Source organism: Nakamurella multipartita DSM 44233, from assembly GCF_000024365.1.
In the GTDB taxonomy this organism is placed as follows: Bacteria; Actinomycetota; Actinomycetes; order Mycobacteriales; family Nakamurellaceae; genus Nakamurella; species Nakamurella multipartita.
The window spans coordinates 3,831,344-3,855,367 of record NC_013235.1; the positions used below are offsets into that span (position 1 = coordinate 3,831,344).

The 24,024-nt window shown below is 68.0% G+C and carries 27 protein-coding genes; 10 read left to right on the plus strand and 17 right to left on the minus strand.

Annotated elements, in window-relative coordinates; all coding sequences use genetic code 11:
- Positions 1-18 precede the first annotated feature (18 nt).
- The 16 genes from NAMU_RS17255 to NAMU_RS17330 form a co-directional block, all read right to left on the minus strand.
- Positions 19-1,248, minus strand: coding sequence for a phage tail tape measure protein (locus NAMU_RS17255; RefSeq protein ID WP_015748668.1), 1,230 nt, complete (start codon positions 1,246-1,248; stop codon positions 19-21).
- A 280-nt stretch (positions 1,249-1,528) separates the two neighbouring features.
- Positions 1,529-2,863 (minus strand): hypothetical protein, encoded by a 1,335-nt coding sequence (locus tag NAMU_RS17260; RefSeq protein WP_138180294.1) that lies wholly within the window; start codon positions 2,861-2,863, stop codon positions 1,529-1,531.
- A gap of 297 nt (positions 2,864-3,160) precedes the next feature.
- Positions 3,161-3,406, minus strand: a complete 246-nt coding sequence (locus tag NAMU_RS31865; protein ID WP_083785876.1) for an HNH endonuclease signature motif containing protein — start codon at positions 3,404-3,406, stop codon at positions 3,161-3,163.
- 39 nt (positions 3,407-3,445) lie between these two features.
- The gene (locus NAMU_RS17270) at positions 3,446-4,369 is read right to left on the minus strand and encodes an integrase core domain-containing protein (protein ID WP_015747798.1); all 924 of its coding nucleotides are present in this window, start codon (positions 4,367-4,369) and stop codon (positions 3,446-3,448) included.
- A gap of 164 nt (positions 4,370-4,533) precedes the next feature.
- Positions 4,534-4,878, minus strand: a complete 345-nt coding sequence (locus NAMU_RS17275) for a hypothetical protein (protein ID WP_015747797.1) — start codon at positions 4,876-4,878, stop codon at positions 4,534-4,536.
- Positions 4,879-4,952: 74 nt separating this feature from the next.
- On the minus strand, positions 4,953-5,105 hold the full coding sequence (locus tag NAMU_RS30060; RefSeq protein WP_015748671.1) for a hypothetical protein: 153 nt from the start codon (positions 5,103-5,105) through the stop codon (positions 4,953-4,955).
- Between the two features lie 6 nt (positions 5,106-5,111).
- Positions 5,112-5,828, minus strand: coding sequence for a hypothetical protein (locus tag NAMU_RS17280; protein ID WP_015748672.1), 717 nt, complete (start codon positions 5,826-5,828; stop codon positions 5,112-5,114).
- A gap of 11 nt (positions 5,829-5,839) precedes the next feature.
- A complete protein-coding gene (locus NAMU_RS17285; RefSeq protein WP_015748673.1) occupies positions 5,840-6,232 on the minus strand; it encodes an excisionase family DNA-binding protein in 393 nt (130 codons plus the stop codon).
- Complete coding sequence (locus tag NAMU_RS17290) at positions 6,229-6,513, minus strand: hypothetical protein (protein ID WP_015748674.1); 285 nt, start codon at positions 6,511-6,513, stop codon at positions 6,229-6,231. Before NAMU_RS17290 ends, NAMU_RS17285 begins: the two co-directional genes overlap by 4 nt.
- A gap of 181 nt (positions 6,514-6,694) precedes the next feature.
- Positions 6,695-6,910, minus strand: a complete 216-nt coding sequence (locus NAMU_RS17295) for a hypothetical protein (RefSeq protein ID WP_015748675.1) — start codon at positions 6,908-6,910, stop codon at positions 6,695-6,697.
- A complete protein-coding gene (locus NAMU_RS17300; RefSeq protein WP_015748676.1) occupies positions 6,907-8,121 on the minus strand; it encodes an AAA family ATPase in 1,215 nt (404 codons plus the stop codon). The genes NAMU_RS17295 and NAMU_RS17300 overlap by 4 nt, the downstream gene beginning before the upstream one ends.
- A complete protein-coding gene (locus NAMU_RS29425) occupies positions 8,118-8,717 on the minus strand; it encodes a hypothetical protein (RefSeq protein WP_169312514.1) in 600 nt (199 codons plus the stop codon). Before NAMU_RS29425 ends, NAMU_RS17300 begins: the two co-directional genes overlap by 4 nt.
- Before the next feature lie 481 nt (positions 8,718-9,198).
- Positions 9,199-10,388 (minus strand): IS3 family transposase gene (locus NAMU_RS17315; RefSeq protein ID WP_086008611.1). Its coding sequence is split into 2 segments (ribosomal slippage): positions 9,199-10,107 and positions 10,110-10,388, totalling 1,188 coding nucleotides; the frame shifts between segments, so codons are not numbered across the junction.
- A 31-nt stretch (positions 10,389-10,419) separates the two neighbouring features.
- Complete coding sequence (locus NAMU_RS29430; protein WP_138180297.1) at positions 10,420-10,932, minus strand: hypothetical protein; 513 nt, start codon at positions 10,930-10,932, stop codon at positions 10,420-10,422.
- Positions 10,932-12,038, minus strand: coding sequence for a tyrosine-type recombinase/integrase (locus NAMU_RS17325; protein ID WP_015748679.1), 1,107 nt, complete (start codon positions 12,036-12,038; stop codon positions 10,932-10,934). The genes NAMU_RS29430 and NAMU_RS17325 overlap by 1 nt, the downstream gene beginning before the upstream one ends.
- 586 nt (positions 12,039-12,624) lie before the next feature.
- On the minus strand, positions 12,625-12,867 hold the full coding sequence (locus NAMU_RS17330; protein WP_015748680.1) for a hypothetical protein: 243 nt from the start codon (positions 12,865-12,867) through the stop codon (positions 12,625-12,627).
- Positions 12,868-13,107: 240 nt separating this feature from the next.
- On the opposite strand from NAMU_RS17330, the gene NAMU_RS17335 reads away from it, so the two are divergent.
- From NAMU_RS17335 to NAMU_RS17380, 10 genes are all read left to right on the plus strand, one after another.
- A complete protein-coding gene (locus NAMU_RS17335) occupies positions 13,108-14,505 on the plus strand; it encodes an IS1380-like element ISNml2 family transposase (protein WP_012814030.1) in 1,398 nt (465 codons plus the stop codon).
- Positions 14,506-15,321: 816 nt separating this feature from the next.
- Positions 15,322-16,323 carry a hypothetical protein gene (locus tag NAMU_RS27570; protein WP_015748682.1) on the plus strand — a complete coding sequence of 334 codons (1,002 nt, stop codon included), beginning with the start codon at positions 15,322-15,324 and terminating at the stop codon, positions 16,321-16,323.
- Complete coding sequence (locus tag NAMU_RS17345) at positions 16,323-17,480, plus strand: metallopeptidase domain-containing protein (protein ID WP_015748683.1); 1,158 nt, start codon at positions 16,323-16,325, stop codon at positions 17,478-17,480. Before NAMU_RS27570 ends, NAMU_RS17345 begins: the two co-directional genes overlap by 1 nt.
- Before the next feature lie 187 nt (positions 17,481-17,667).
- Positions 17,668-18,327, plus strand: coding sequence for a dihydrofolate reductase family protein (locus tag NAMU_RS17350; protein ID WP_015748684.1), 660 nt, complete (start codon positions 17,668-17,670; stop codon positions 18,325-18,327).
- Between the two features lie 83 nt (positions 18,328-18,410).
- Complete coding sequence (locus tag NAMU_RS17355; protein ID WP_015748685.1) at positions 18,411-19,430, plus strand: inorganic phosphate transporter; 1,020 nt, start codon at positions 18,411-18,413, stop codon at positions 19,428-19,430.
- Positions 19,427-20,035: a DUF47 domain-containing protein gene (locus NAMU_RS17360; protein WP_015748686.1), complete on the plus strand. Its 609-nt coding sequence runs from the start codon at positions 19,427-19,429 to the stop codon at positions 20,033-20,035. The genes NAMU_RS17355 and NAMU_RS17360 overlap by 4 nt, the downstream gene beginning before the upstream one ends.
- A gap of 3 nt (positions 20,036-20,038) precedes the next feature.
- The gene (locus tag NAMU_RS17365) at positions 20,039-20,716 is read left to right on the plus strand and encodes a TOPRIM nucleotidyl transferase/hydrolase domain-containing protein (RefSeq protein WP_015748687.1); all 678 of its coding nucleotides are present in this window, start codon (positions 20,039-20,041) and stop codon (positions 20,714-20,716) included.
- 50 nt (positions 20,717-20,766) lie between these two features.
- On the plus strand, positions 20,767-21,213 hold the full coding sequence (locus tag NAMU_RS17370) for a hypothetical protein (RefSeq protein ID WP_041369090.1): 447 nt from the start codon (positions 20,767-20,769) through the stop codon (positions 21,211-21,213).
- 315 nt (positions 21,214-21,528) lie between these two features.
- A complete protein-coding gene (locus NAMU_RS17375) occupies positions 21,529-22,551 on the plus strand; it encodes a LacI family DNA-binding transcriptional regulator (RefSeq protein ID WP_015748689.1) in 1,023 nt (340 codons plus the stop codon).
- Positions 22,548-23,573 (plus strand): LacI family DNA-binding transcriptional regulator, encoded by a 1,026-nt coding sequence (locus NAMU_RS17380; RefSeq protein WP_015748690.1) that lies wholly within the window; start codon positions 22,548-22,550, stop codon positions 23,571-23,573. The genes NAMU_RS17375 and NAMU_RS17380 overlap by 4 nt, the downstream gene beginning before the upstream one ends.
- Before the next feature lie 52 nt (positions 23,574-23,625).
- On the opposite strand, the gene NAMU_RS17385 is transcribed toward NAMU_RS17380, so the two are convergent.
- On the minus strand, positions 23,626-24,015 hold the full coding sequence (locus NAMU_RS17385) for a hypothetical protein (protein WP_015748691.1): 390 nt from the start codon (positions 24,013-24,015) through the stop codon (positions 23,626-23,628).
- Between the last annotated feature and the right edge of the window lie 9 nt (positions 24,016-24,024).

The following is a 24,024-nucleotide window of genomic DNA, read 5'->3' on the forward strand; positions in this document are numbered from 1 at the left end:
CGGACACGCCGGGGGGATTCAGATCACCGGTCCGAGGTGCTCGCCCAGCCAGGCGACAACCTCACTGATGACCGGCGTCAACTTCTCCGCGAGCCATGACGTGAACTCGCTGACCGCGGGGATCACTTGATCGGTGATGAACCCGACGAGGTTCGATTTCAGGTTCCGCCACAGCAGCTCGATCCCGCTGGTGGTCGAACCCATTGCCTGGTCCATGGCGTCGGCGGCACCCGCGGCGTCGCCCATCCCGCCCGACATGCCCTTGAGGCCCTTGAGGAACTCCGGGATGTCCTGCACGTTCATGTCTTCCAGCGGCGTCCCGAACAGGGCCAGCGCGGCCTGAGACTGCGCGGCCGGGTCCTGGATCGCCAAGATCCCGTCGGTGATCTGGTCGAACGCACCCTTCGCGTCGTCCCCACCGGCGAGGATCTTGTTCGCCATGGTCTGCGCGTCCAGGCCGATCGCCTGGAATGCACCGACCGACGATGCGCTCATGTCGGTGGATCGGATCGTGAATTCCTTGATCGCGTCGCCGGTCTTGTCAATTCCGAAAGTGCCCTTGTCGGCGCCCTTCACCAGGGCGTCGAAAGCCTGATCCCCGGAAAAACCTAAGGTGCGGAAGAACTGCGAGTACTCATCGGAGGCGTCGGAGATATCACCCCGCAGCGCAGCCGGCACCTTCTGGGAGGACTTGGTCAACAGGTCGAACGCCTCGTCTGCACTCTTGACCAGACCGGAACCGAGCAGGGTGTTCACGTTCTGCGACACGGTCTCGACGTCGCCGCCGAACGCCTGCGAGAACGACAGTGCTTTCCCGGTCAGTCGCTCCAACTGGGAGTCGGGAAGCTTGAGGTTCTGGAACGCCGATTGCACCGAGGCGACCGAGTCGGTCAGCTCACTGATCGAGTCGCCGTACCCCTGCGCGTACAGATTGCCCGCCGACTTCCCCAGGTTCTTCGCCTGATCCGCCGTCAACCCAAGCGAGGCTTGAGCTTTCGCCTGCATCTTCCGCACGTCCAGGGCCTCGGTGTACGAGTCCACGAACGCCGCACCGACCGCAGCCGCAATGCCGGCAATGCCAGCCATCGCGGCGCCCTTGAATCCACCGAGGAAGGATCCGCCGGAATCCGAGCCGGACTGATCCGAGGCCTTGTTCAGCGGCTTGAACAGTTGCTTGTCCATCGCCGCGTCGAAGCCCTTGAGCGACGGAATGATGCTCAGAACGCCTACACCGACTTCGTACGCCATGAACTACCTCTTCAGGTCCAGTGCGGAGGGACCAATTTGAAGAAGGTGTAGTCGCCTATACCAATTCTAGTTCATCACTACTATTTCAGGGAGCCGCTGTGTGGACAGCTACCCAATATCTGTTTGTGCACACGGCATTTCAGCCACGGCTCAAGAATTTGCATTCCCCACTGGTCGAAGAAGAATCCACATCCACTGCACCAACCCCGAGGGCGAGCAACCAGACCCCTGTTCGTGAGATCGGGTCCGCAACGTCCACAGCGTTCCTGAGCGCCAGTGGTCACTGGACCCCACCTAGACCGCCGCGACGGCCCGCGCTGACCCGGCGCGGCTCCCCGGGCTGCTTCCGCCGAGGCTTACGAACCTCACCATCCACACCCCAGACCGCCAGGGACGCAGCCAGCAACGCCGATGAGCCGGGTGCCTTCCGATCCCACCCGAAGCCTTGTCCACCGGCCATCGGCCGCTGAACCGCACCGAGAATGCCGCGGGTCAACTCGACCTGGCCACGGTGCCGCGCCTTCCCATCGCTGACCGCGTCGAACAGGGCACCCGCCGCCGCGACAACCTCCCGGGTTCCGATCAGCGTCGGTCGCACACCGGCCAACGCCCAATCCAGTTCGGCACACGGATTCCGTGAATCCACCACCACTGCGCGCACCTGCGGGTTCAGTCTGGCTGCCACCCACTCGGGCAGCCATCCCAATCCGCTCGCGGTCTCGTACCACTCGATGTGCAGTCGATCATCTGCCCGGCGGCCGGCAATGCAGACCGTCACCGCATCCCGCGACGGCGGCGCATCCACACCTATCGAGATGTCCCGCAGCGGAGCAGAACCCTCGTCCGTCAGCTCGTCCCACCGCCTCGGGTCGAACACCACAGGCCCCGATGAGCGCGGCAGGAACATCGACAACCGCTCCGCTCGGAACTGATCCGGTGGGAGGATGGACCGGTCGTCCTGGATCGCCTGCAACGGCACCCGACCCGATGCCACCGCAGGGTTGACCCGCACCCACAGCTTCTGGTCGTCGATGTCATCACCCCACTGGGCGCACCACTCCCACCACGCCAACCGAGGATTCAGGCCATGATGCGCGGCGCGGCGCATCGTCGTGAACGCCTCGGCGTCATGCATCGGACCAGGCGCCGTCCCCACGTACAGGGACTGAGCACGGGGCCGCGCGAACACCGTCGGCGCCAACGCACCCACCTCGGCCGCCGGCAGATCCTCGGCCTCGTCCACCACCAGCCGGTCGATCGACAACCCGCGGCCCGCCGATGCCGACCTTGTCGTGAATGACACCCGCGAGCCTGAGGCCAACTCCAGGAACTCTTGGCCCACTTGATGACTCCGACGACGCACCAGGCGGGTCAGATCGTCGTGCCCGTCGACCACCGCGACCAGGCGCCGGAACGCGTCGCTGGAGGTCTTGACCGCGTGCGCCGTGTGCAACACCGATTCCCGCAGCAGCAACAACCCCGCCAGTTCCAGCGCCAGCAGAATCTGACCCTTGCCGTTCTGTCGGCCCACCACCAGGCCGGCCTGCGACGCTGACCAGCCACTGCCCGATTCCCGCAGCACTCCGCAGATCACGGCGGCCTGCCATTCGTCCAACCCGACCCCGTAGCGCCGAGCCAGCTCGACTGCCTCCCGGCCCGTCGTGTCATCACCATCAGGCACCCGGCTGAAGGTCGGGTCCGTAGCCAAGACAGTCATCACGACGCGCCACGCTTCCGACGCCGGGCCGTGATCTCGTCCAGCGGGGACCCTTCGGCCGCCGGAGTCAGCTCCGCGATCGCTGAGAGGGTCTGCCGGTACTCCCGGGAGACAGAGGCTAGGTCGCGCGGGGAGGTGTCCGGGTCGGCCAGTACGTCCTCTAGCCGGCCGCGCAGGACTTCGAGACGAGATAGGTCAGACACTGCGACCGCCCCCTGCCCCTCGGGGAATTGGGGCCCCAGATGTACGCCTATGCCGCCGAGCGGCTGCCCCTGGGTACCCCCAGGGGGTAGGTGCCCAGGGGTCAAGCGCTCCCGAGTTCGTACCCACAGTGCCATCGGGCAGGTTGCCCCGTTGCCGGTTGCAACTGTTATGGGCGGGCCGATAGTTCTCGATGGTGTCGGTCCCGCCCAGGCTGGTCGGGATGCTGTGATCGACCACTGACGTGTGTCTGACTTAATGACGCATTTCGGCGTTTGATTAGCCAACATCGTCGGGCTCCGGGGCGGGTGGTTGGTGTTGGTCGTTCCGGTGCTCGCGGTGCCAGGTTAGCCGTCGTTGGCGGGCGGTTTCCAGGCCGGCCTGGCGGGCCTTGCGGATCTGGGCTCCTCGTCCTTGGTGTTCGTCGTTGGGACAGACGTAGCCGATGCCCTGGTGCAGCCGGACCCCGTTATAGTGCGCCCGCACCTGGTCCAGTTCGGCACGCAGCGTAGCCGGGTCGCGGATGGCCAGGAGGTGCGGGTACTCGGCCTTGAGGTGCCCGTTGAGGCTCTCGATCCACGCCTGGTCGGTCGGTGTGCCGGGCCGGCCGAAGTGCTGGGCGATCGCGCACAACGCCATGAACTCGCGGGTCGACCCGGAGGTCATCTGCGGGCCGTTGTCCGAGATCGCCAGCAGGATCGGCCGGTGCTCGTCGTCGACGCCCAGGTCGACGCGGCCGTCGTCGTGCCGGGCGTCGACCAGCTGTAGCAGCCCCTCGGCGTGCAGGGCGCGGGTGAAGCCGACCTGCACCTGCGTCGAGGTCTCCTCGGCCGACACGACCGTGCTCAGCCACTTGCGGGAGACCAGGTCCTCCACGATCAGCACCGCCATCCCGGCCCTGGTGAAGTGCGTTGTGTCGTAGATCCACAGACTGTTCGGCTTGTACTCGGCCCATTCCGGGAACGGCCGCTTGGAGCTGCGGCCGGGCTTGGGCAGCGGCCGGAAGTGCTTGTCCGCCAGGAACAACACTCGCCGCACCGTTGATGGTGACACCCATACCCGGCCCAGGTAGGAGCCCCGGTGGGCCAGCTTGCGATGACTGCGGTCGGTCTCGCCCCACTCGTCGAACAAGGCCAGGACCGCGGCCACCTCATCGTCGAGCAGGCCGTGCATCGGCGACCCGCCCGGCGGCGAGTCGGCCAACCGTCCCTCGGCTCGGCGGTCCAACCAGCGGTACGCGCGTCGCTCGGGCAGCTCCAGTACGCCGCACGCGTCGCGTAGGGACCAGCCGGCGTCCAGCGCCTGGTCCAGCAGCGTGAGCAGCTGATCCTTGATGGCCGCCTCGACGCGGCGCGGGACCCGGCCATCTAGGCCCAGCCGCCTTTTCCCTCGACCAGGGTGAGCTTGACCGCCATCTGCTTGACCGCCTCGGACAGCCGGGCGATCTCGGCTTTCGCGGCCTCCATCTCGTAGTCCCGCTGCGCCGCCGCGACGCCGGGCTTGGACGCAGCGAGCGCGGCCAACGCACCCTCCTTGGCGACGGTGCGTATCCGCATGATCGTTGATCGGTCGACCTGCTGCTGCTCGGCGGCCTCGGCGATCGTCACCTCCTGCCGGACCAGTTGCAGCCAGATCTCGTACTTCTCCGAGGGCGTCAGGAACCGCTTGGTGCGCCGGCCGGCACGGTCCTTGCCACGATCGGGTTGGGTCATCTTCGGATCCTCCGAGACGGGTCGAAGGAGTCGTCGGATGTTGGCTGATCAACACGCCGATCTCTGACACGAAGTCAGAAGCAAAACACCACGAAGGCCATCGGGTCCGGGTACTTGATCGACAACTCGATCGGTCGCCCGCAGAACACGCAGCCCTCGCCGGCCCGAACGCGTTGGGCGACACGGCGTCGGGCGCGGGCGCGGATGCTGCTGCTGGCGAACGGCACGGCGGCTCAGCCAATCGGGCCGGAGTTGTAGGTGAAGCTGTACGGGTTGGCTGTTGGCTCTGTCGGTTGCGCGGGCTGGGGTTCGGTGGCCTCAGCGGCACGCTCAAGCTCGTGTAGTGAGGCGCCGAGCAGTTCGGCGGGGCGCAGAGCGGCGAGCTGCATCTCCAAGTCGAACGATTCGGTGTCGGCCCGGTTGGCGTTCCACAGGCGTTCCACCGCACTGTCGAGCTGGGGGCGGGTAGCCAGAAACTGGTGGAGGGGGGCGGGTTCCTGGATGTCCAAGGCGCGGGCGGCGATGGCTCGGGCAAGCACTTCGTCTCCGGTTCGGTCTGCGCGGCGCAGTAGGTCGTTCAGCTCGCCAGCATTGTTGATCTCGGCCACCCGGTCGGTGGCGTCGCGCATGGAGATGGCCAGGCTGGCGGGGTCACCCTTGAGCCCGTAGACGCCCAGGACACTGCTGGCGTCGCTACGATCCTGCTGGGCGCAGGTGTCCGCAAGACGCTGGAGTTCACGCTCAACGCGATCCCGCCGACCGAGGTAGGAGCTGGCGAGTTGGCGGCGGCGTCCGATGTCGCTCAGGGTGTCGTTGCCTTCGATCGCCTTGTAGGCGCGTGCGGCATCCTCGTCTTCCTTGGCCAGCAGCGCCCGGACATCAGACCGCTTGCCCGCAGCGAGCAGGGTCTTGATCGCGTCCAGCGTCGGGTTGTCCTTCTGTCGTGCCACTTCGCTCTCCTTCACGCGGCCCGGTTGGCCCGGGCCCGCTCGACATCGTTGCGGTTGATGCGGTACCGACCATCGACTTGTGTTGCTTCCAATCGACCTTCGGCGATCGCCTTGCGGACTGCGCGATCACTGATGCCGAGAATGCTTGCGGCGGTTGCGGTGCTGACCGTCTCACTTGACTGTTGCATCGGTTCCGCTTGTGGTGCAACGCTAGTTCCGCTCCCGGACTCGGCCCAGCGCAATCCGGCGTAGCTGATCGCCTGGAGGATCTGATCCAACTGAGGGTCCGCCCCCCGAACCTTGGGCCGGATCGAGTCGAGGCAGCTCCGCTTGAGCCAGTACGCGTACCGAGCCGGGATGATGACCTGATCGCCGTGGATGAATTCTGTGAATTGACGGATCATTTCAGCCCCAAAGAGTCGATCAGGCCGTCATTCATGCCGTCTCGGAATTCGACCCGAAACCCGGGGGCGAACAGGTCGATCGAACCGACCGCTTGGCCCAGCTTGGTTGCCAGTTCCACAAGTGCTGCGTCAAGAGCAAGGACCTGTTGATCCTTCGGAACCAGCCGCAGGGCGGCCTGGATCCTGCGGGTGAACGTCTCCGGGTCGGATTCGTTCACCGCCAGCACCGCCAGGGATCGCCCCATAGCGATGCCGGCATTGCGCGCGGACTGCTTGCTCATGCCGCGTCACCCCCACGGGTGCGGATCCGCCGAGACGGCTCCTGACTTCCGCGGTGGATGGCCACGGCACCGCACCCGCGGCACCGGCCACGCTGGGGCAGTCCGTCGAGGATGGGTGCCTGCCATTCGAACCCGGGTTGGGTGCAGTGCGGGCTGTGCTCGGTTGCTGACAGGGGACGGCTCATGACATCTCCAGGTAGGTGCTGGCGACGATCTCCACGTCGCTGAGGTGGTGGATCCCGGCCCGGCGGGCGTCGATCAGGGCATCGAGGTGGACATGAAGGAGGAGGCCGTGGTGGTGGCCTTGGCACTGACAGGTGCAGCGCTTGGCGGTGGTCGCGGCGAGCAGGCACCGAGGGCCGCACGCTGAGGCGCGGATCAGTTCGGCGGGGGTCATGACGCGGTCCGCTGTGCCGAGATCCGGTCTGCGATGCAGATGCCGCACTTGCCGTTGGCGGAGAGCGGGCCGTGACCGCAGGCCTTCAGTACCCCGGTTACGGGTGTTACGGGTGTTACGCCGAGGCTGTGACCTGCGGATACCGGCGGCGGCGCCGTAACAGTGGGCGTAACACCTACGTCAGCGGGTGTTACGCCTAGCCTAGGGCCCTGACCTGCGTCGTTGTCCCCCGCCGTAACAGTCGTAACACCCGTAACTGGGGTGTAGAGGCCCGTGCTCGGCTTCAAGATGCGACCGGACTTCTCCAGCCGCTGGAGGTAGGGCCGGACCTTGTCCTGGTCGATCGCCAGGTGGTCGGCCACCGCAGCAGCCCGGACGCCATCCGGGTGCTGGGCGATGAAGTCGATGATCTCCGTGGAGCGATCTCCGAGGCCGATCGTGATCTCGGCTCGTCTGGCGGCGGCCTGCGCTTCAGCCAGACCATTGCCGTCGAGATCCCACCGCCCGGCATCAGGACGCCAGATCATGGCGTACTTGGTCTCTTCTACATCGCGGCCGGTGATGTCCAGCTCGCCGTGAACCTCACCGCGGGTTCGGCTCAGGACGATGGTGCAGTCGGCCGCACCCGCGATGCCGTTGGTTCCGGAGACCTGCTCAAGGAAGTCGGCGGAGGCCATCTTCCGGACGTGCGTGACCACCAGGACTGCTACGCCGTGCTTGTCCGCGACCATCTTCAACTGGTTCATGACCGCGTAGTCCTCGGCGTACTGGTTGCCGTTCGCGGAGCTGATTCCACGGATCTTCGCGAGCACGTCAACCACGACCAGGCGAGCTGCTGGATGATCGCGGAGCCACCGATCGAGCTGATCCGCACCTCCGTCCTGGAGGCCCGGCCATTCGGTTGCGATGTGCAGGTTCTCGGGCGCCGGATGCTCACCCAGCACCTTCCGCAACCGGCCCTGGAGGCGACGGGCCGTGTCCTCCAACGCCAGGTACAGAACATCCCCCTGCTGGACGTCGATGCCGCCGAGGGCGACTCCGAGGTCCGACGCGACATCCACCGCGAGGTTCAGGGCCAACCACGACTTGCCGACCTTGGGCGGGCCGGCGAGCAGGGTGACGCCCTCGGCAATGACCCCGGAGACCGCCCACTTCGGGATCGGCAGAACGGTCGCGAGCAATTCGGCCGCGTTCCAATAGTTCTTGGTCATCCGGACACCACCGGCGAGATCAGCGGCAGGAGGTGCTCTGCGGCGGCGTCAACGTCGTCTTGATCCAGGTGCGGATCCCGAGCTGCGCGGGCCAGCACATCCGCTGCGTGGGCGACGGCCCGGCGATGACCGGTCCCGCTGTACTGAAGCGCCAGCACCATCGCGCCGTGCTCTCCGAGCGGTATTGCGTCTCTGAACGCGGTGGCCAACCAGACCTTCGGCCCGCCCGGATACTGCGCCGTCAGTCGATCCCCCGGGCAATGGTTGCGCCGGCGATCAGCTACCCGGTCGGCGAACTGCTCGCAGAGGTCGGCGCGATGGGTCACTCCGTCGGCATGGAGAGACCGGAGGATTTCGAGCGCATCGGCCGCAACCGGAGTGTCCAGATCATCTGGGGCGAGGACCCGGAACAGTCGATCCCGAACGTCGGCAGGGGCGCAGATGATGGAGCCGACCAGTTGTCGGTGATCGTCCACAAGCTGATCCGGGTTGATAGAATCGGACGCAGACCCGCCGCCCAGCAGGTTGTTGTTTGACGAGGCCGCCCACATGCCGGGGCGGCCTTTGTCATCTCGGTCAGGCTGCATGACCACCACCGGTGGCGATCGGCCGGAGTAGCTTGTTTTCGACCTCGTTCAGGTCGACTCGCAAGATCCGCGGCCCAACCCTGTAGGCAGTGATGGTGCCGTCAGAGATGCGCCGCCGAATTGTCCGCGGGTTGACCGCTGCGAACTCGGCGGCGGCAGCGATAGTTACCAGATGGCGCGCCACAGGAAGCCCTTTCTTGTGCTTCCCGGGGCGGAGTGTTGCTTCCCAGCAGGGATTCTATGAAACCCTGTTCAGGCCCAAGCCTGACCGCTCTAATGGGTCTACTGTACACCAGCGCGGACACAACGTGACAGCAGTGCAGCAGGTCATCGTCCAGGAAGCCTGAAGTCCTGAACCTTCGTCGCGCCATTCATGTATCGAATCCAGGCACGATCGGCGAACTTCCTCAGTGCCCTGCCTTGCGCTGTTTGTCTCCCATGGGAGCCGGGGTCTGCCCCCGGTCTGGTTGACACTCGGGGTTTGCAGTAGTCAGGCCGCTTCTGCGGCCTTGTAGATCATCTCAAACTCGACCGGGGTGAGCTTGCCGAGGGCCCGCTGGCGGCGTCGTCGGTTGTACTTGGTTTCGATCCAGGTGACGATCGCGAGGCGGAGGTCGTCGCGGGTGTCCCAACGGCGGGTGTTCAGGACGTTCTTCTGCAGCAGGGAAAAGAAGCTCTCCATGCTGGCGTTGTCGCCGGCGCCGTGGGAGCGGCCCATCGACCCCACCAGGTCGTTGTTCGCCAGCAGCCGCTGGGTCCGCTTGGCACGAAACTGACCGCCTCGGTCGGAGTGACAGACTGTCCCGGCCGGGCTGCGGAGCGCGATCGCGTTGCGCATCGCGGCCCGCGCCAGGGACGACTTCATCCGGGAGTCGATGGAGTAGCCCACGATCTTGTTCGACCACACGTCCTTGATCGCGCAGATGTAGAGCTTGCCTTCGCGGGTGGGGTGCTCGGAAATGTCCCACAGCCACACCTTGTTCGGGGCGTCGGCGAGGAACTCGTGACGTACGACGCCGTGCTCGTCGACGACCGCGAGGAGGTCGTCGTGTGGCGCGGGGCCGGTCGAGCCGGTCTTGGAGCGCTTCTTGTGGTGGCTGGCAGTGATGCCGGCGATGCGGCACAGGCGGTGCACCCGGTTCTCCCCGACCTGGATGCCGTGCTCGTCTTCGAGTTCGTCGGTGAGGAACCTGTAGCCCAACGTCGCATCGTCGCCATGGAGGTCGTAGAGCTTGTCGATGAGGTGGGCGTCGTCGTAGTCCCGCTGGCATACGGGGTCGCTGAGCCACTTGTAGTACCCGGCCCGCGAAAGGCCGAGCACCCGCAACGTCACCGCGACCGGCACCCTGATCGGGGCGCCGGTCGCAGCCATCTCTCGGACGAGCGGGAAGACTATTTTCCCGGCAGGTTCGCCTGCGACAGGTAGGCCGCTGCCCTACGCAGGACCTCGTTCTCCTGCTCGAGGAGGCGGTTGCGCTTCTTCAACTCGCGAAGCTCAGCACGGTCGACGTCGGTGAGACCGGGACGGCGACCGTCCTTGATGTCGGCCTGCTTCATCCAGTTCGCGAGCGAGCCTTCGGAGATGCCGAAGTCCTTCGCGATCTGCGTCAGCGTCGCCTGGCCCTTGCGGGCCACGGCCACGACGTCGTCGCGGAACTCCTTGGGATAGGGCTTAGCCACGAAAGACATCCTTCCGTCTGAGGCCGAAACCTCAGAGGTCAGGTGTCAACTGAACTCGGGGCAGACCCACGCAGTCCATCTGCATCTCTTGATCGGTCAGTAACTCCTGCTGGACGTTCATGACGACCGGACGTTGGTCAAGGTCACCTACCCTCTGGAGGGCGAGATAGAACATCGGTACTTCTTGGCGATGACGCCGGTCACTGGCCCAGATCTGTGCCAGAACCCGATCAGACACGCTGGATTGATGTCCAATGCAACCGCACAGAACACGGCCTATCTTGACCTGCGGGTCGCCCTGGTTCGCCTCCGTTTGCGTCCGGATCGACAGAAGGCCGTTAATTGACAGGCCCGGTACAAGCCGGGGATCACCTGTCGACGTCTCAAGATCATGTTCATATGGACGCGAAGCTTCGGCGGCTGCCCGCTCGGCATCTAGCTGCCGCTGTACCGCCTCTGCCCACCGCTGCGGGAACTCATCCACCGGGACGCCACCACGGCCGAGCGTGATCGGCTGCACTGTGCGGTCTGCCTTGCGTGTCATCAATTCACCTCTACGAGTTGGCTTAGCCTGCGGGCGATCTCAGCATCCCGGCCCTGCGCGGCATGTTGGTATCTGAGGGCCGCACCGGGTGTTGAATGTCCGAGTCGACCCATGAGTTCGGCCAGGCTGGCGCCGGTCGCTGCGGCGAGAACTGCGCCAGTGTGCCGCAGGTCGTGCCAGCGCAGGTCCGGGCGTCCGGCCTTCTTCCGCGCGGGGTAGAACACCCGGTACAGGCTTGATGGGGCAAGGTGAGAAACACCATCGGCGGCGGGGAATAGGAGTCCGTCGCGACCGTTCACGTTGGCCTTGAGGTAGTCGCGGACCGCGGGCAGCAGATGCGGCGGGATGTTGACGTCCCTGTGTCCAGCAGCAGACTTCGGGGTGCCCACGATCACCTCGCCGTCGGTGCGGACGACACCGCGGCGCACGTGGATCACGCCGTTCTTCGCGTCTATGTCGGATCGCCGAAGCTCCGTGAGTTCGCCGAATCGGAGCCCGCACCAAGCAGCCAACAGGGTCATCAACTGGTACTTCGCGTCCGGCATCGCACCGACGAGGACACCCAACTCCGCCAGCGATGCGGGTTTGATCTTGTGGACGCGCTTGGCGTTGCCGGCGCCCCGGATGTGCGCCGGGTTGGCCGGGATGATTCCGTCGTGGACAGCGTCCGTGAGGATCGCCCGCAGCAGGCTGTAGGCGTGCGCTCGCAGGGTAGGAGTCGAGTCACCGAGTCGGGTGTGCCAAGCCCGGACCTGATCGGGGGTAATCGTCTTGAGTGGTGAGGACTCGAATCCGGGCAGGATCAACTTGTCCAGCAGCATGGCGTAATGGGATCGGGTCCGCGGCTTGATCGGTCGGGCGGTGAGCCAGTCAGTGGCGTAGTCGCCAAAGGTCCGGTGCTCGATCGTCTTGGTCCGGTGCGCGGGCGGCGCCCAGGTCCCGGCGGCGATCAACCGGCGTTCATCGGTGAGCCATGCCTCGGCGTCTTCCCGGGTCTCGAAGGTGGATGGGGCGTTGTGTAGCTGAGTATCCGGGCCGGTGTACCGGGCGCGATACCGCTTCGAGGGGAGCCGAAGGATCTGCCCGAAGCCCCGTTTCTTGGCCACTAATGCTCCCGATCGTGTCGGATACGTGTCGGATCAGAGTCTACCGATGTCCTCTTGTGTCCGCGCCTGTCCCGCGCTACTGTTGACTGTATCAGCAGGTCAGCGCCATGAACACCGAGGTAGAGGCCAGTATCAAGATCAGGCTTGGTCACTGGTTCGATCCCAGTTTTGTCAACGCAGTTAATAGGCCCTGATTCGAACATCGGGCCAGGGCGTTTGGCACAGGTGACAGCGGTCCCGGCCGTCGAGTGTGCAGAAGGTGCCTTCACCTTTGCGAGATGAGCAGAGCTGGCTCGTGCTTCGAACAACATTCACACTCAAGCAGCCAGAAGCGCCGCCCCAGTTGATCTTGTCCTCGTCGCAGGTCCGATTCACTTCATCCGGGTCACTGCGGATTGGCACCTACGTCGCAGGGTCGCCTTCGGCGTGATCCTGGGCATGGGCCGCGTCGTGGTGATGACCAGCCGGAAGGGTGCCGTCTGATTGGCGACGGAGGATCTTCTGACCGCATATCGCCTCGTGAGCGGAGTACTGCTGGCGGCAAACGACGATGGTTCATGCGTGACGAACGGCGGCGCGCGGTCGGTTAGGTGGTGAACCCCTCGCGAGCGGTGACCGTGGTGACCGGAATCTTGAACTTGCGCTGGATGCGATGCGGAACGTCCTGGAGCAACCAGCGGGACACGGTCTTCGGGAGCGTCGAGACGATGATCTCCTCGTAGGTCCCGGCGGCAAGGCAGTGGCCGACAGCCTTGACCGGGTCCTGCACGCCGATGTCGCCGTCTACCGAGGCACCCAACTCCGATAGGGCCTGGATGCCGGCACTCAAGCGATGAACGGCCTGGATGCGGGCCGATTCGTAGGTCGTGGAGGGCAGCCCCCAATGCGCCCCAATGTCAGCAGCAGCCTCGACCGCACCGACTTTCCCGATGACATCGCCCGCGTCTAGCCTGCCGCTTTCATCGTAATTCTGATCGGCAGAGTGTTGATCATGAGGAAAGGTGCTCTGACCTGGGAAGATAGGTCTTGCTGAGGGACCAATCGAACCAGAACCAGGAGCACCTTTCCGATGCGGAAGTCTACCGGGCTGTACCCGTCGCTCCGAGTCGATGCCACCGGCAAGCGGGTGGTGTCCCACGGCGGGTCGGTGCTGCTGGCCTTGGCCGCGGACAGGGTCGGTTTGGGTCGTGGGTTGTCGGCGGCGTTGAGGCCGTGGCGCAAGCCGATGGCGGTGCACGACCCGGGCAAGATCCTGCTCGACCTGGCGATCTCGCTGGCGATCGGCGGTGACTGCCTGGCCGACATCGCCCAACTGCGGGCCGAGCCCGCCGTGTTCGGTCATGTGGCGTCCGACCCGACTGTGTCCCGGCTGATCGACACCCTCGCCTCGGACGCGACGGCAGCGCTGAAGGCGATCGACACCGCGCGGGCGGCAGCCCGCGCCCGGGCGTGGAAGCTGGCCGGACCCGCCGCACCGAACCATGACCGGTCGGCGAAGGCGCCGCTGGTCGTCGACGTGGACGCCACCCTGGTCACCGCGCACTCCGAAAAGCAGCTGGCAGCAGCAACATTCAAGAAGGGCTTCGGGTTCCACCCGATCGGCGCGTGGGCCGACCACGGCCCGGACGGCACCGGTGAACCCCTGGCGATGCTGCTGAGGCCGGGCAACGCCGGCTCCAACACCGCAGCCGACCACATCAGCGTGGTCAAGGCCGCGCTCGCGCAACTGCCCTGCACCACGGCGGACCGACGGCCCGGCCGCGGTGTGCTGGTCCGCACCGACGGGGCCGGCGGAACCCACGAGTTCGTGGACTGGATGGCCCGGCAACGGGTCCAGTACTCGGTCGGGTTCACCCTGACCACCGACATCACCGCCAAGGTCGACGCCCTGCCGGAGGCGGCGTGGACACCCGCGTACAACGCCGACCAGGAGCCCCGGGACGGGGCCTGGGTGGCCGAACTGACCGGGGTCCTCAAGCTCAAGGGCTGGCCCAAGGACATGCGGGTCATCGTCCGCGCCGAACGACCCCATCCCGGTGCCCAGCTGAAGTTCACCGACTCGAACGGCAACCGGCTCACCGCGTTCGCCACGAACACCAAAGGCGGACAGCTCGCGGATCTGGAACTGCGGCATCGGCGCCGCGCCCGCTGCGAGGACCGGATCCGCAACTCGAAGGACACCGGCCTGAACAACCTGCCCCTCAACGACTTTGCCCAGAATCAAGTGTGGATCGCGGTCGTGCAACTGGCCACCGAACTGACCGCATGGATGCAGATGCTCGCCTTCACCGGCACCCCGGCGCGGACCTGGGAGCCCAAGAAGCTGCGGCACCGACTGTTCAGCGTCGCCGCCCGGATCGGCCGCAAAGCCCGCCGTACCTGGCTCCGCCTGTCCGCGCACGCACCCCACCGCGACCTCCTCCTGCACGGCCTGGCCCGGCTGCGGAACCTGCCGCAACTGACCTGACCCACCGACCCGACCACCATCTCCGACCAAGGACCCGAACCGGGCAGTGGAACCCGGCGCCCACCCAGGCGACCACGGGTTCAGCAGCCAACCCATGATCAACAGAGGAGGACAAAAATGATCATGAGGAACGGCTACGAGGCCGCCCGACCACCGGAAGAAAGATCGAGGCTAGTACGACCGGGACCACCAGAGTGAAAGTGCAGGGTCCTTGGCCGATCCGTTCGCGAACCACCTCCTTGAGCCGTTCGCCGCCGAGCGTCTGGTTCGCCACCACCAGGATCTGCCGCATCGCGTCTCGCCCGCCGAGTCCGTGGAGAAGGGATAGGGAACTACACTCTCCCGTAGGCGATATGTCCGGTCAATCCCATTCTTCTGATTCGCTGCGATCGACTCGCCCGATCGGCGGTCATCGCCCACTGACCTCTCCGGCTGCGCTTCGGTCAGGATGCCCGGTGCGACCACAGACGACTGGTTCCTGCAAAACGCTGGCGCCGGCCTCCAAGAAGCGCGGAGCCCAGCCGGTGAAGAGCGACGCGCACAGCACAGGGCATCGCCGTCGGGACGGGCGGCGACGGGGTCGTGACGGGTTCCTTGCTTCGCCATGCTCGCAAGTTGCGAGCCCCATATCCGGTGCCGAAGGCCGCGGGGCGGGCGAGGCCGAGTAGTGGCACCGTCGCCTTCTGAACAGTCCGCGGAGAGCCATCGCGCGTGACTCCGGCCTCGGCGGGTTGACGGGCGATGGCGCACCCTTGACGAGCCGAGGACCATTGATCGCAGACTTTGCCGCATAGCCGCGAAGGGACGGATGACTCGATGGGAACCTTCGAGAACCTGGTGTCCGGCGACAACGAGACGGCCATCCTCGGGATCAGCGAGCGGTACACCGGCGTCTGGGGGGAATCCCGGGGCGGGGCGTCGGGGGTGTACGGCCGCAGCCCCGGCTGGCATGGGGTCTACGGCGAAAGTGACACGAATACCGGCGTCCTCGGGCAGAGCAAGACGCTGTACGGGGTGCACGGGGTCAGCACCAGTTCGACGGGCACCATCGGGGAGAGTTCGTCGGGTTTCGGCGTCCACGGCACGAGCGGCTCGAACACGGGCGTCGTGGGCCAGAGCACGTCAGGAGTGGGCATCGAGGGAAGCAGCCAACGGGGGGACGGTGTCGTCGGCCGAGGCCGCCGTGGTGTCGTCGGTACCAGCGAGACGTACCAGGGCGTGTTCGGCTCGAGCCGGGACAACGCGGGCGTGGTCGGTGAGAGCGAGGCGTTCCACGCGGTGTTCGGCGTCAGCCGCAGCATCAACAACGCGGGCCTGTTCGGTGGCAACACCGGCGGCGGCTGGGCGGGCATGTTCGACGGCCGGGTCTCGGTGTCCGGGAACCTGTACGTCGGCGGGGACGTACGCCCGCTCGGCGCCGATGTCGCCGAAGAGTTCGACGTGGAAGAGGGTGCGACGGTGCTCCCCGGGATGGTGGTCAGGCTCGGGGAGGGCGGCGGACTCGAGCCCGCGGACCAGCCCTACGAGACAGCCGTGATCGGGATCGTCTCCGGCGCACCAGGTTTCCGTCCCGGAATGGTGCTGGACACCGGCGGAGGCGGGCGCCGGATGCCGGTGGCCCTGGTGGGCAAGGTGATGTGCTGGGTCGACGCCGACCGAGGGGCGGTGCGCCGCGGCGACCTGCTCACCGCGTCGCCCACCCCGGGTCACGCGATGTGCGCGGACGCCGACCGGGCAACCGGGTCGCTCGTGGGAAAGGCGCTGGCCGTGTTGCACCAGGGCAAGGCGCTGGTGCCCGTCCTGACGATGCTGCGCTGATGGACGCCGCGCTGGTCAACTCCACCCTGGTCCGCCCGGGACAACGGGACTGGAGCCTGCGGGCGATCGCGGCCGAACATGGCACCCCGGAGTACTCGCTGCGCGCGCTGCTGGCGCAGCGCGACCGCACCATCGTGAAGTCGTGGGCGGTCTGCCTGTTGACGTTCTCGCCGGTCACACCGCGCCTGACGATGCCGATGGACTGGTTCGACCGGATGTTCTTCGAACCGGAAGGGGTGGCCGCGTTCTTCCGGACGATGAGCGGCGGCCGGCTGCTGGTGGAGTGGCAGGTTTTCGGCCCGCTGCCCCTGATGACCTTTCAGCAAAAGCAGCAATCGGCGAAGGCGGGGACCGAGGACGCCGACTACACCAGGCTGGCCAAGGCCCAAGGGGTGCCGTTGGACCAGTTCGACCACGTGATGTGGATGCCCGACGACGGTGTCTCCACGGCCGGGACGGCGGCCGGGCAGAACAACCGGTTTGTGGGTGCGCAGGACGTCGCCCCGCAGCTGGCCTGCCATGAGATGACCCACACGTTCGGCGTCTGCTCGCACGCCGACCGGTACACCCTCGACGACTACGCCGACCCGTTCTGCATGATGGGTCGACCGGGGGTTGCCCGCACCTGGGAGAGCCCCACGCTCGCCTGGCCCGGTCGGTTCCAGCACGGCATGGTCGGGCCCGGCCTGATTGCCCCCTACCTCTTCGTGGCCGGGTGGTTGGACTACGGCCGCAACGTCACCCACTTCCAGGTGGCGGACCTGGCCGACGCGGTCGGCCTGTCCTACCCGCTGTCGTGCAACGCCGGCGCCCCGCCGATCGGGGACGGAAGGCGCATCGCCATCACCGTCGGAGAACTCCCTCGACGGCCCATGGACAACGCCCAGATCTGGGTGGAGTACCGCAGGCCGGAGGGCTTCGACCGTGGCATTGCCGCACCGCCGGGAGGAGCGGCGGACCTGCCCGCCTCCGGCGGGCTCGTAGTTCACCGCGTCGGATTCGGGTCGGCCCGGTGTCAAAACGCCCTCCGCGCCGCGGTCACCTCGTGGCACCCGGCCGTCGTGGGTCAGACCATCCCGTTGCCCGGGTACGGCCAGACCCTGCAAGTCACGTCCGTCGACGACGCGCGTCGTGAGGTCATGGTGACCGTGCGGTAGATGGTGCCCCGGTGTGTGCCGGACGGCCCGGCCATCGGGCAGCTCACCACCGTCGAGGGCGCCACTCCAGCATCAGCCTGTCGCGGGACCCGACACGCTGGACGGACAAGACGAGAGTGCCGTGGAGCCGAGAAGGCAAGGCCGACCGTCCTAAGGTGTGGCGACAGCCACGACGTCAGGAGATGACATGTCCCTGGTCAGAGTCCACAACTTCTCGGTGTCGCTGGACGGTTTCGGCACCGGCGAAGGTCAGCAACTCGACGCTCCGTTCGGGCATGCGGGCAGCCGGTTGATGGAGTGGGCGTTCGAGACGCGCACGTTCCGCGAGATGGGGCTGCACGGAACGACGGCGGGATCTCGCGGCGTCGACGAGGCGTTTGCCAGCCAATGGGCTCCGGGCATCGGTGTGGAGATCATGGGGCGCAACAAGTTCGGCCCGATCCGCGGGCCCTGGGCGGACGAGGAGTGGAAGGGCTGGTGGGGTGACGACCCGGTCTTTCACACCCCGGTCATCGTGCTGACCCACCATCCGCGGCCGCCGCTGGAGATGGCCGGCGGGACCACGTTCCATTTCGTCGACGCCGACCCGGTCGCCGCGCTGGCGCAGGCCCGGGCCCTGGCCGGCGGCCTGGACGTCCGGATCGGCGGCGGGGTCAGCACGGTGCGCCAGTTCCTCGAGGCCGACCTGATCGACCACCTGCACATCGTCGTCGTGCCGATCATTCTGGGCCGGGGCGAGCGGCTCTGGGACGGCCTTGAGGGCCTCGAGGAGCGTTTCGCCATCGAGGTGACTCCGTCGCCGTCCGGCGTCATCCATCTGATCTTGACCCGACGCGCCTCCGAGTAGACGAGGCCATCGATTCCCGCCGAGCCCGCGGATCGTCACAAACCACCGAAACCACCCAGCCGGCGCCGCCCACCGCGCGCACGATGAACGCCATGGAGGTCTGGTCGCTGGCGGTCGTGGTGGCTCTCGCGCTGGCCTTCGACCTGACCAACGGCTTCCACGACTCGTCGAACTCGCTGGCCGCCCCGGTCGCGACCCGGGCGATGACCCCCGGCCAGGCGCTGACCGTCACCACGGTCTTCACCGTGCTCGGGCCGATCATCGCCGGCACCGCGGTCGCCGACACCGTCGGCGGGCTGGTCGAGATCGACACCGGTGACGTGCTGCAGATCCTGGTCGCCGCGCTGCTCGCGGCGGTCGGCTGGAACCTGCTGACCTGGTGGTTCGGGCTGCCCTCGTCGTCCTCGCACGCGCTGGTCGGCGGCCTGGTCGGGGCGGGCATGGCGACCGCGGGGGTGGCCGCGGTGAACTGGGGCGGCTTCGACGGCTGGCGGCCGGTCGGGGTGCTCGGGGTCCTGGTCGCGCTGGCCGCGTCCCCGCTGATCGGCGGGTTTGCCGGGTGGGCGATGGACGCCTCGGCCCGGCGGGCGCTGCGCCGGGCCGATCGCCGGGTGACCGGGCCGCTCAAGGCCGGGCAGTGGTTCACGTCGGCGGCGCTGGCGTTCGCGCACGGGACCAACGACGCGCAGAAGACCATGGGCCTGATCACGCTGGCCCTGGTCGCGGCGGGTGCGCTGCCGGCGTTCGTGGTGCCGACCTGGGTCAAGGTCGCCTGCGCGGTGGCGATGACGCTGGGCACGGCGCTGGGCGGGTGGCGCATCGTGCGCACCGTCGGCCGGGGCATCTACCGGATCCGACCCCTGGACGGGCTGGCCAGCCAGGGAGCGAGCACCCTGGTGATCGGCGGCGCGGCCGCGTTGGGCGCGCCGGTCAGCACGACGCACGTGGTGGCCTCGTCGGTGGTCGGCGTGGGTGCCGCGCGGCGCAAGCGACACGTCCGCTGGCGGGTGGTCCGGGAGATTCTGCTGGCCTGGATCGTCACGCTGCCCGGTTGCGCGGTGTTGGGCGCGGCGATCGCGTGGGTGGAGGGAGCGTGGCGATGAGGCTGCACTGGTTCCTGCCGGAGACCCCGGACGTGCTGGGCACGCTGGCCACCCAGGCCGACGTGACCGTGCGGGGCCTGACCGCCTTCGCCGCCTGGGCCGGCGGCGCCGCCGACCAGGGGCCGGTGGTCCGGGCCACCGAACACGAGGCGGACGGGATCCGCCGGACCCTGCAGGCCCAGTTGCGGCAGGCGTTCAGCACACCGATCGACCAGGAGGACCTCTACAGCCTGTCCGAGCTGCTGGACGACGTGCTCAACGCGGCCAAGAACATCGTCCGCGAGGCCGAGGTGCTGGCCGTCGAGCCGGACGAGCGGGCCGCCGAACTGGCCGCCGACCTGCTCGAGGGCATGACCCACATCCGCGCCGCCTTCGCCCAGCTGACCGGCAAGAACGACGTGGCCACCACCGAGGCCGACGCGGCGCTGGCCGCCGAGCGGCGCATGGAGAAGGTGTACCGGCGGGCCATGCAGGAGCTGTTGTCCGACGAGGACCTGCGCCAGGTGGTGGCCCGGCGTGAGCTGTACCGGCGGCTGCTGGAGGCCGGGGAGCGGCTGGCCGCGGTGGCCGAGCGGATCTGGTACGCCGTGGTGAAAGAGGGGTAGGGGGTGAGCGCGGTATCGGGATGGGGTGGCCTGCGGACGGCGTTGACGGCCGCCGCGATGCACCCCGCCGACACCGACCTCGATGCCGTCCGCACGCTGGCCCGCGACGCCGGCCTGCGGTGCGTCGTGCTCGTCGAGGGGGTCAGCGACGCGCAGGCGGTGACCGCGGCGGCCGAGCGGCGGCGCCTGGACCTGCGGGCCGAGCGGGTCTGCGTGGTCCCGATGGGCGGGGCCACCAACATCGCCCACTACGTCGACCTGCTGGGACCGGACCGGCTCGAGGTCCGGGTGGCCGGCCTGTACGACGTCGCCGAGGAGACCTACTTTCGTCGCGCGTTGCGGGTGGCCGACGGGCCGGGCCCGGTCCGCCGCGCGCTGGCCGCGCACGACTTCTTCGCCTGCGTCGAGGATCTGGAGGCCGAGTTGATCCGGGCGGCCGGCATCGCCGGGGTCGAACAGGTCATCCGGGCCAACGGTGACGGACGCGCCCTGGACACGTTCCGGCGCCAACCCGACCAGCGGGACCGGGCCCCCGAGCGGCAGGTGCGCCGGTTTCTGGGCACGATGAGCGGCCGCAAGTCCCACTACGGGCGGGCCATCGTCGAGGCGCTGCCCCCCTCGGCGCTCCCGGCGCCGCTGGAGGCGTTGCTGACGGCCGTCACCGATCCGATGACGGGTTGATCCACGCTCCGTGGGGGAACTGCGCCCCCATGGTGTCTCCCCCACTCCGCGTGACCCTTTCGATCGCCGCCGCGCTGGCCTGCGGTGTCGTCGCGACGCCAGCCCAGGCCGCCGAGCCGGTGCTCCGGCAGGCCGTGTCCGGCTCCTTCGGCACGACGGCCACCGGCATCAGCTTCGAGCCGGCCCCCGGCCGGGGTTGCTGGCTGACCGTCACCGGGACCATCGTCTTCCCCGGCCCGGCCGATCCGACCCCGGACGCCGGCATCGTCGGCACCGCCGACGGCGTGACCACCGCGCTGGTCGACGCCTCCTGCGACCAGGCCCAGGCCGCTCCCCCCGGCACCTACGCCGACGTGTTCCGCTCCACCGGCACGTTCGTGGGCACCATCGGCGGCGAACCGGTGACCGGCACCCGGTCTACCGGGGCCGCACCGCGCCCGGCGGGCAGATCGACGCCGAGATCTCCATCCGCGACGGCCGGGTCAGCGCCACCCTGACCGCCGACGCCGCCGTCCTGCGCGGCGGCAGCTACGCGGGCACCATCCGGAGCTGACCGCCGGCGCCGGCGAGATCGGGCGGAGGCCATGGTGACCCGGCGGGCCGCCCGGACTGCCGGAAATCGTTGCGCTCGGTGGCTGCCTTTGGCACTACGACGGGACGAGGGTTCCGGTGTCTGCCCTTGGCGGACAAGGGCTTCCCGCCCGCAGCGACGCTCACCTCCTCGCCAGTGATCGTTCGGCTCGATCGGTTGATCGGGAGGACTTGCACGGTTCGGAACGGTTCACGACAGGTCGTTCGGGTAGATTGCCCGTGTGGTCTCCCGCCTCAACGACATCGCGGCGATGGCCGGGGTGAGTCCGGCGACCGCGTCACGCGTTCTCAACGGGCGGCCGGGAGTCGCCGCCGCGACCCGCAAGAACGTGCTGACCGCGGTCGACATCCTCGGCTTCGAGCGGCCCACCAATCTGCGTCCGCAGCGGGCCGGCCTGGTCGGCGTGGTGATCGCCGAGCTGGAGAATCCGATCTTCGCGCTGTTCGCCCAGGACATCGACCGCGCCCTGCGCGCGGCCGGCTTCGGCGCTTTGATCGCCTCCCGCCAGCTGGGCATGCCGGCCGAGAAGGCCTCCATCGAGTTGCTCCGCGAACACGGCGTGGCCGGCATCATTTTCGTCTCCGGCTATCACGCGGACACCACCGCCGACCACGGCCACTACCGAGAACTGCGCCGCGGCGGGGTGCCGCTGGCTTTCATCAACGGGCTCATGCCCGGCTTCGACGCCAGCTTCGTGGCCGACGACGACGAGGCGGCCGCCGAAGCGGCCGTGCGCCACCTGATCTCGTTGGGGCATCGCCGCATCGGGCTGGCCACCGGCCCGGCCCGGTTCACCCCGTCGGAACGCAAGATCGCCGGCTTCACCCAGGCCGCGAGCCGGTGGCAGGCCGAGCAGGCGCCGGTATCGATCGGCGAGTTCACCGTCGAGAGCGGCGCGGCGGCCGCCGTCGACCTGGTCGGCCGCGGGTGCACCGGGATCGTCGCCGCCTCGGATTTCCTTGCCCTGGGGGCGATCCGGGGCGTCCGCAGCCTGGGATTGGAGGTGCCGGCGGATGTCTCGGTCGTCGGCTTCGGCGGTTCGCCGATCACCGCGTTCACCGACCCGCCGTTGACCACGTTGCTGCAGTCGACCGACATCATCGCCACCGCAGCCGTTCGCTACCTGCTGGAGGAGATCGAGCGCACCCCGCAGCCTCGGCAGGAATTGCTGTTCGAGGCCGAGCTGATCGTTCGTGAGTCGACCGGACCGGCGCCGCGGACCGAGGGTGGTGCGCAACCGTGAGCGTCACCCTGAGCGAGATCGCCGCGCACGCCGGGGTCAGCCCGGCCACCGCGTCCCGGGTGCTCAACGAACGTCCGGGCGTGAACGCGCAGACCCGGCGCCGGGTGCTGGATGCGGCCGAGCTCCTCGGCTATGCCCGGCCGACCACCCTGCAGGCCCGCCGGGTCGGCCTGATCGGCGTGGTGATCGCCGAACTGGGCAATCCGATCTTCCCGGTCTTCGCGCAGGCCATCGAGCGGGCCCTGCCGCCCTTCGGCTACAACGCGCTGCTCTCGACCCGGCACCTGGGGGCGCCCGGCGAGACGGCGTCGATCCAGTTGCTGCAGGACAACGGTGTCGCCGGCATCATGTTCCTCTCCGGCATCCATTCCGATGCGCTGGCCGACACTTCGCACTACGCCGAACTGCGCGAGCAGGGCGTGCCGTTGGCCTTCATCAACGGCCTGATCCCCGATTTCGACGCGACCTTCGTGGCCGACGACGACGCCGCCGGCATGGATCTGGCCGTGCGCCACCTGCTGGCGTTGGGCCACCGGCACATCGGCATCACGACCGGCTCCACCCGGTACACGCCGTCGGCCCGCAAACTCGCCGGCTTCCAGCGCGCGATGCGGCGGCACAACCCGCAGGCCAAGGCCGAGGTCCACATCGGCGACTACTCGGTCGAGGCCGGCCGGGTCGCCGCGACGGACCTGATCGGTCGCGGGTGCACCGGCATCCTCGCCGCGTCCGACTTCACCGCGCTGGGCGTGATCCGCGGCGCCCGACGGCTCGGACTCCGCGTGCCGCAGGACATCTCGGTGATCGGCTACGACGGCTCCCCCGTCATGGCGTTCACCGGTCCGCCGCTGACCACCATCAAGCAGCCGGTGGATGCTCTGGCCGGCGCGGCCGTGCAGTCGCTGGTCCGGGACATCGAGGGCCGGCCCGGCCCGCGCACCGAGGTGCTCTTCCAGCCGGAGCTGGTGGTGCGCAGCTCCACCGACGCCGCGCCGACCCGGCCGGGACGCGCGACCCACTGACCGGTGCCGGGCTCGGCTCCTCGTCGGAGAGCCGGGGTGCTCCCCCGGCCGCTCACCCGCTGCGACGGTGGTCCAGCTCGAATGGCTGGTCGGTGATCAGGTTGGACAACGCCCCGCCCACCAGGTCCTCACCCTTGGGAGTCAGGTACATGCCGATCGCCGGGCGGTCGGCATGGCCCGACCGGCACGCGCGCAGCACCTCATCGATCTCGGTCCGCTTCACATCCGGGTAGCCGTCGGCGACCCGGTACAGGCAGATGAGATCGTCGCCCAGCAGGCGCCACACGGCGGTCAGGATCGCATCGAGTTCCGGCCCCGCCCGCAGCGGGCCGGGCGCGCCGATCTCGTGCAGCACGCCTTCGGCGGCCGCTCGAGTCAGCAGTCCCTGTTCGATCACGTTCAGGCCGTCCCAGAAGGGCGGCTTGCGGTAGGACCTGTTCATCGAGCCCCT

Coding starts and splice junctions, on each gene's coding strand:
- NAMU_RS17255 (WP_015748668.1), bottom strand. CDS start 1,248: ATGGCGTACGAAGTCGGTGTAGGCGTTCTGAGCATCATTCCGTCGCTC.
- NAMU_RS17275 (WP_015747797.1), bottom strand. CDS start 4,878: ATGACCCAACCCGATCGTGGCAAGGACCGTGCCGGCCGGCGCACCAAG.
- NAMU_RS17285 (WP_015748673.1), bottom strand. CDS start 6,232: ATGATCCGTCAATTCACAGAATTCATCCACGGCGATCAGGTCATCATC.
- NAMU_RS17290 (WP_015748674.1), bottom strand. CDS start 6,513: ATGAGCAAGCAGTCCGCGCGCAATGCCGGCATCGCTATGGGGCGATCC.
- NAMU_RS17295 (WP_015748675.1), bottom strand. CDS start 6,910: ATGACCCCCGCCGAACTGATCCGCGCCTCAGCGTGCGGCCCTCGGTGC.
- NAMU_RS17300 (WP_015748676.1), bottom strand. CDS start 8,121: ATGACCAAGAACTATTGGAACGCGGCCGAATTGCTCGCGACCGTTCTG.
- NAMU_RS29430 (WP_138180297.1), bottom strand. CDS start 10,932: ATGACACGCAAGGCAGACCGCACAGTGCAGCCGATCACGCTCGGCCGT.
- NAMU_RS17335 (WP_012814030.1), top strand. CDS start 13,108: ATGCGGAAGTCTACCGGGCTGTACCCGTCGCTCCGAGTCGATGCCACC.
- NAMU_RS27570 (WP_015748682.1), top strand. CDS start 15,322: ATGGGAACCTTCGAGAACCTGGTGTCCGGCGACAACGAGACGGCCATC.
- NAMU_RS17345 (WP_015748683.1), top strand. CDS start 16,323: ATGGACGCCGCGCTGGTCAACTCCACCCTGGTCCGCCCGGGACAACGG.
- NAMU_RS17350 (WP_015748684.1), top strand. CDS start 17,668: ATGTCCCTGGTCAGAGTCCACAACTTCTCGGTGTCGCTGGACGGTTTC.
- NAMU_RS17355 (WP_015748685.1), top strand. CDS start 18,411: ATGAACGCCATGGAGGTCTGGTCGCTGGCGGTCGTGGTGGCTCTCGCG.
- NAMU_RS17360 (WP_015748686.1), top strand. CDS start 19,427: ATGAGGCTGCACTGGTTCCTGCCGGAGACCCCGGACGTGCTGGGCACG.
- NAMU_RS17385 (WP_015748691.1), bottom strand. CDS start 24,015: ATGAACAGGTCCTACCGCAAGCCGCCCTTCTGGGACGGCCTGAACGTG.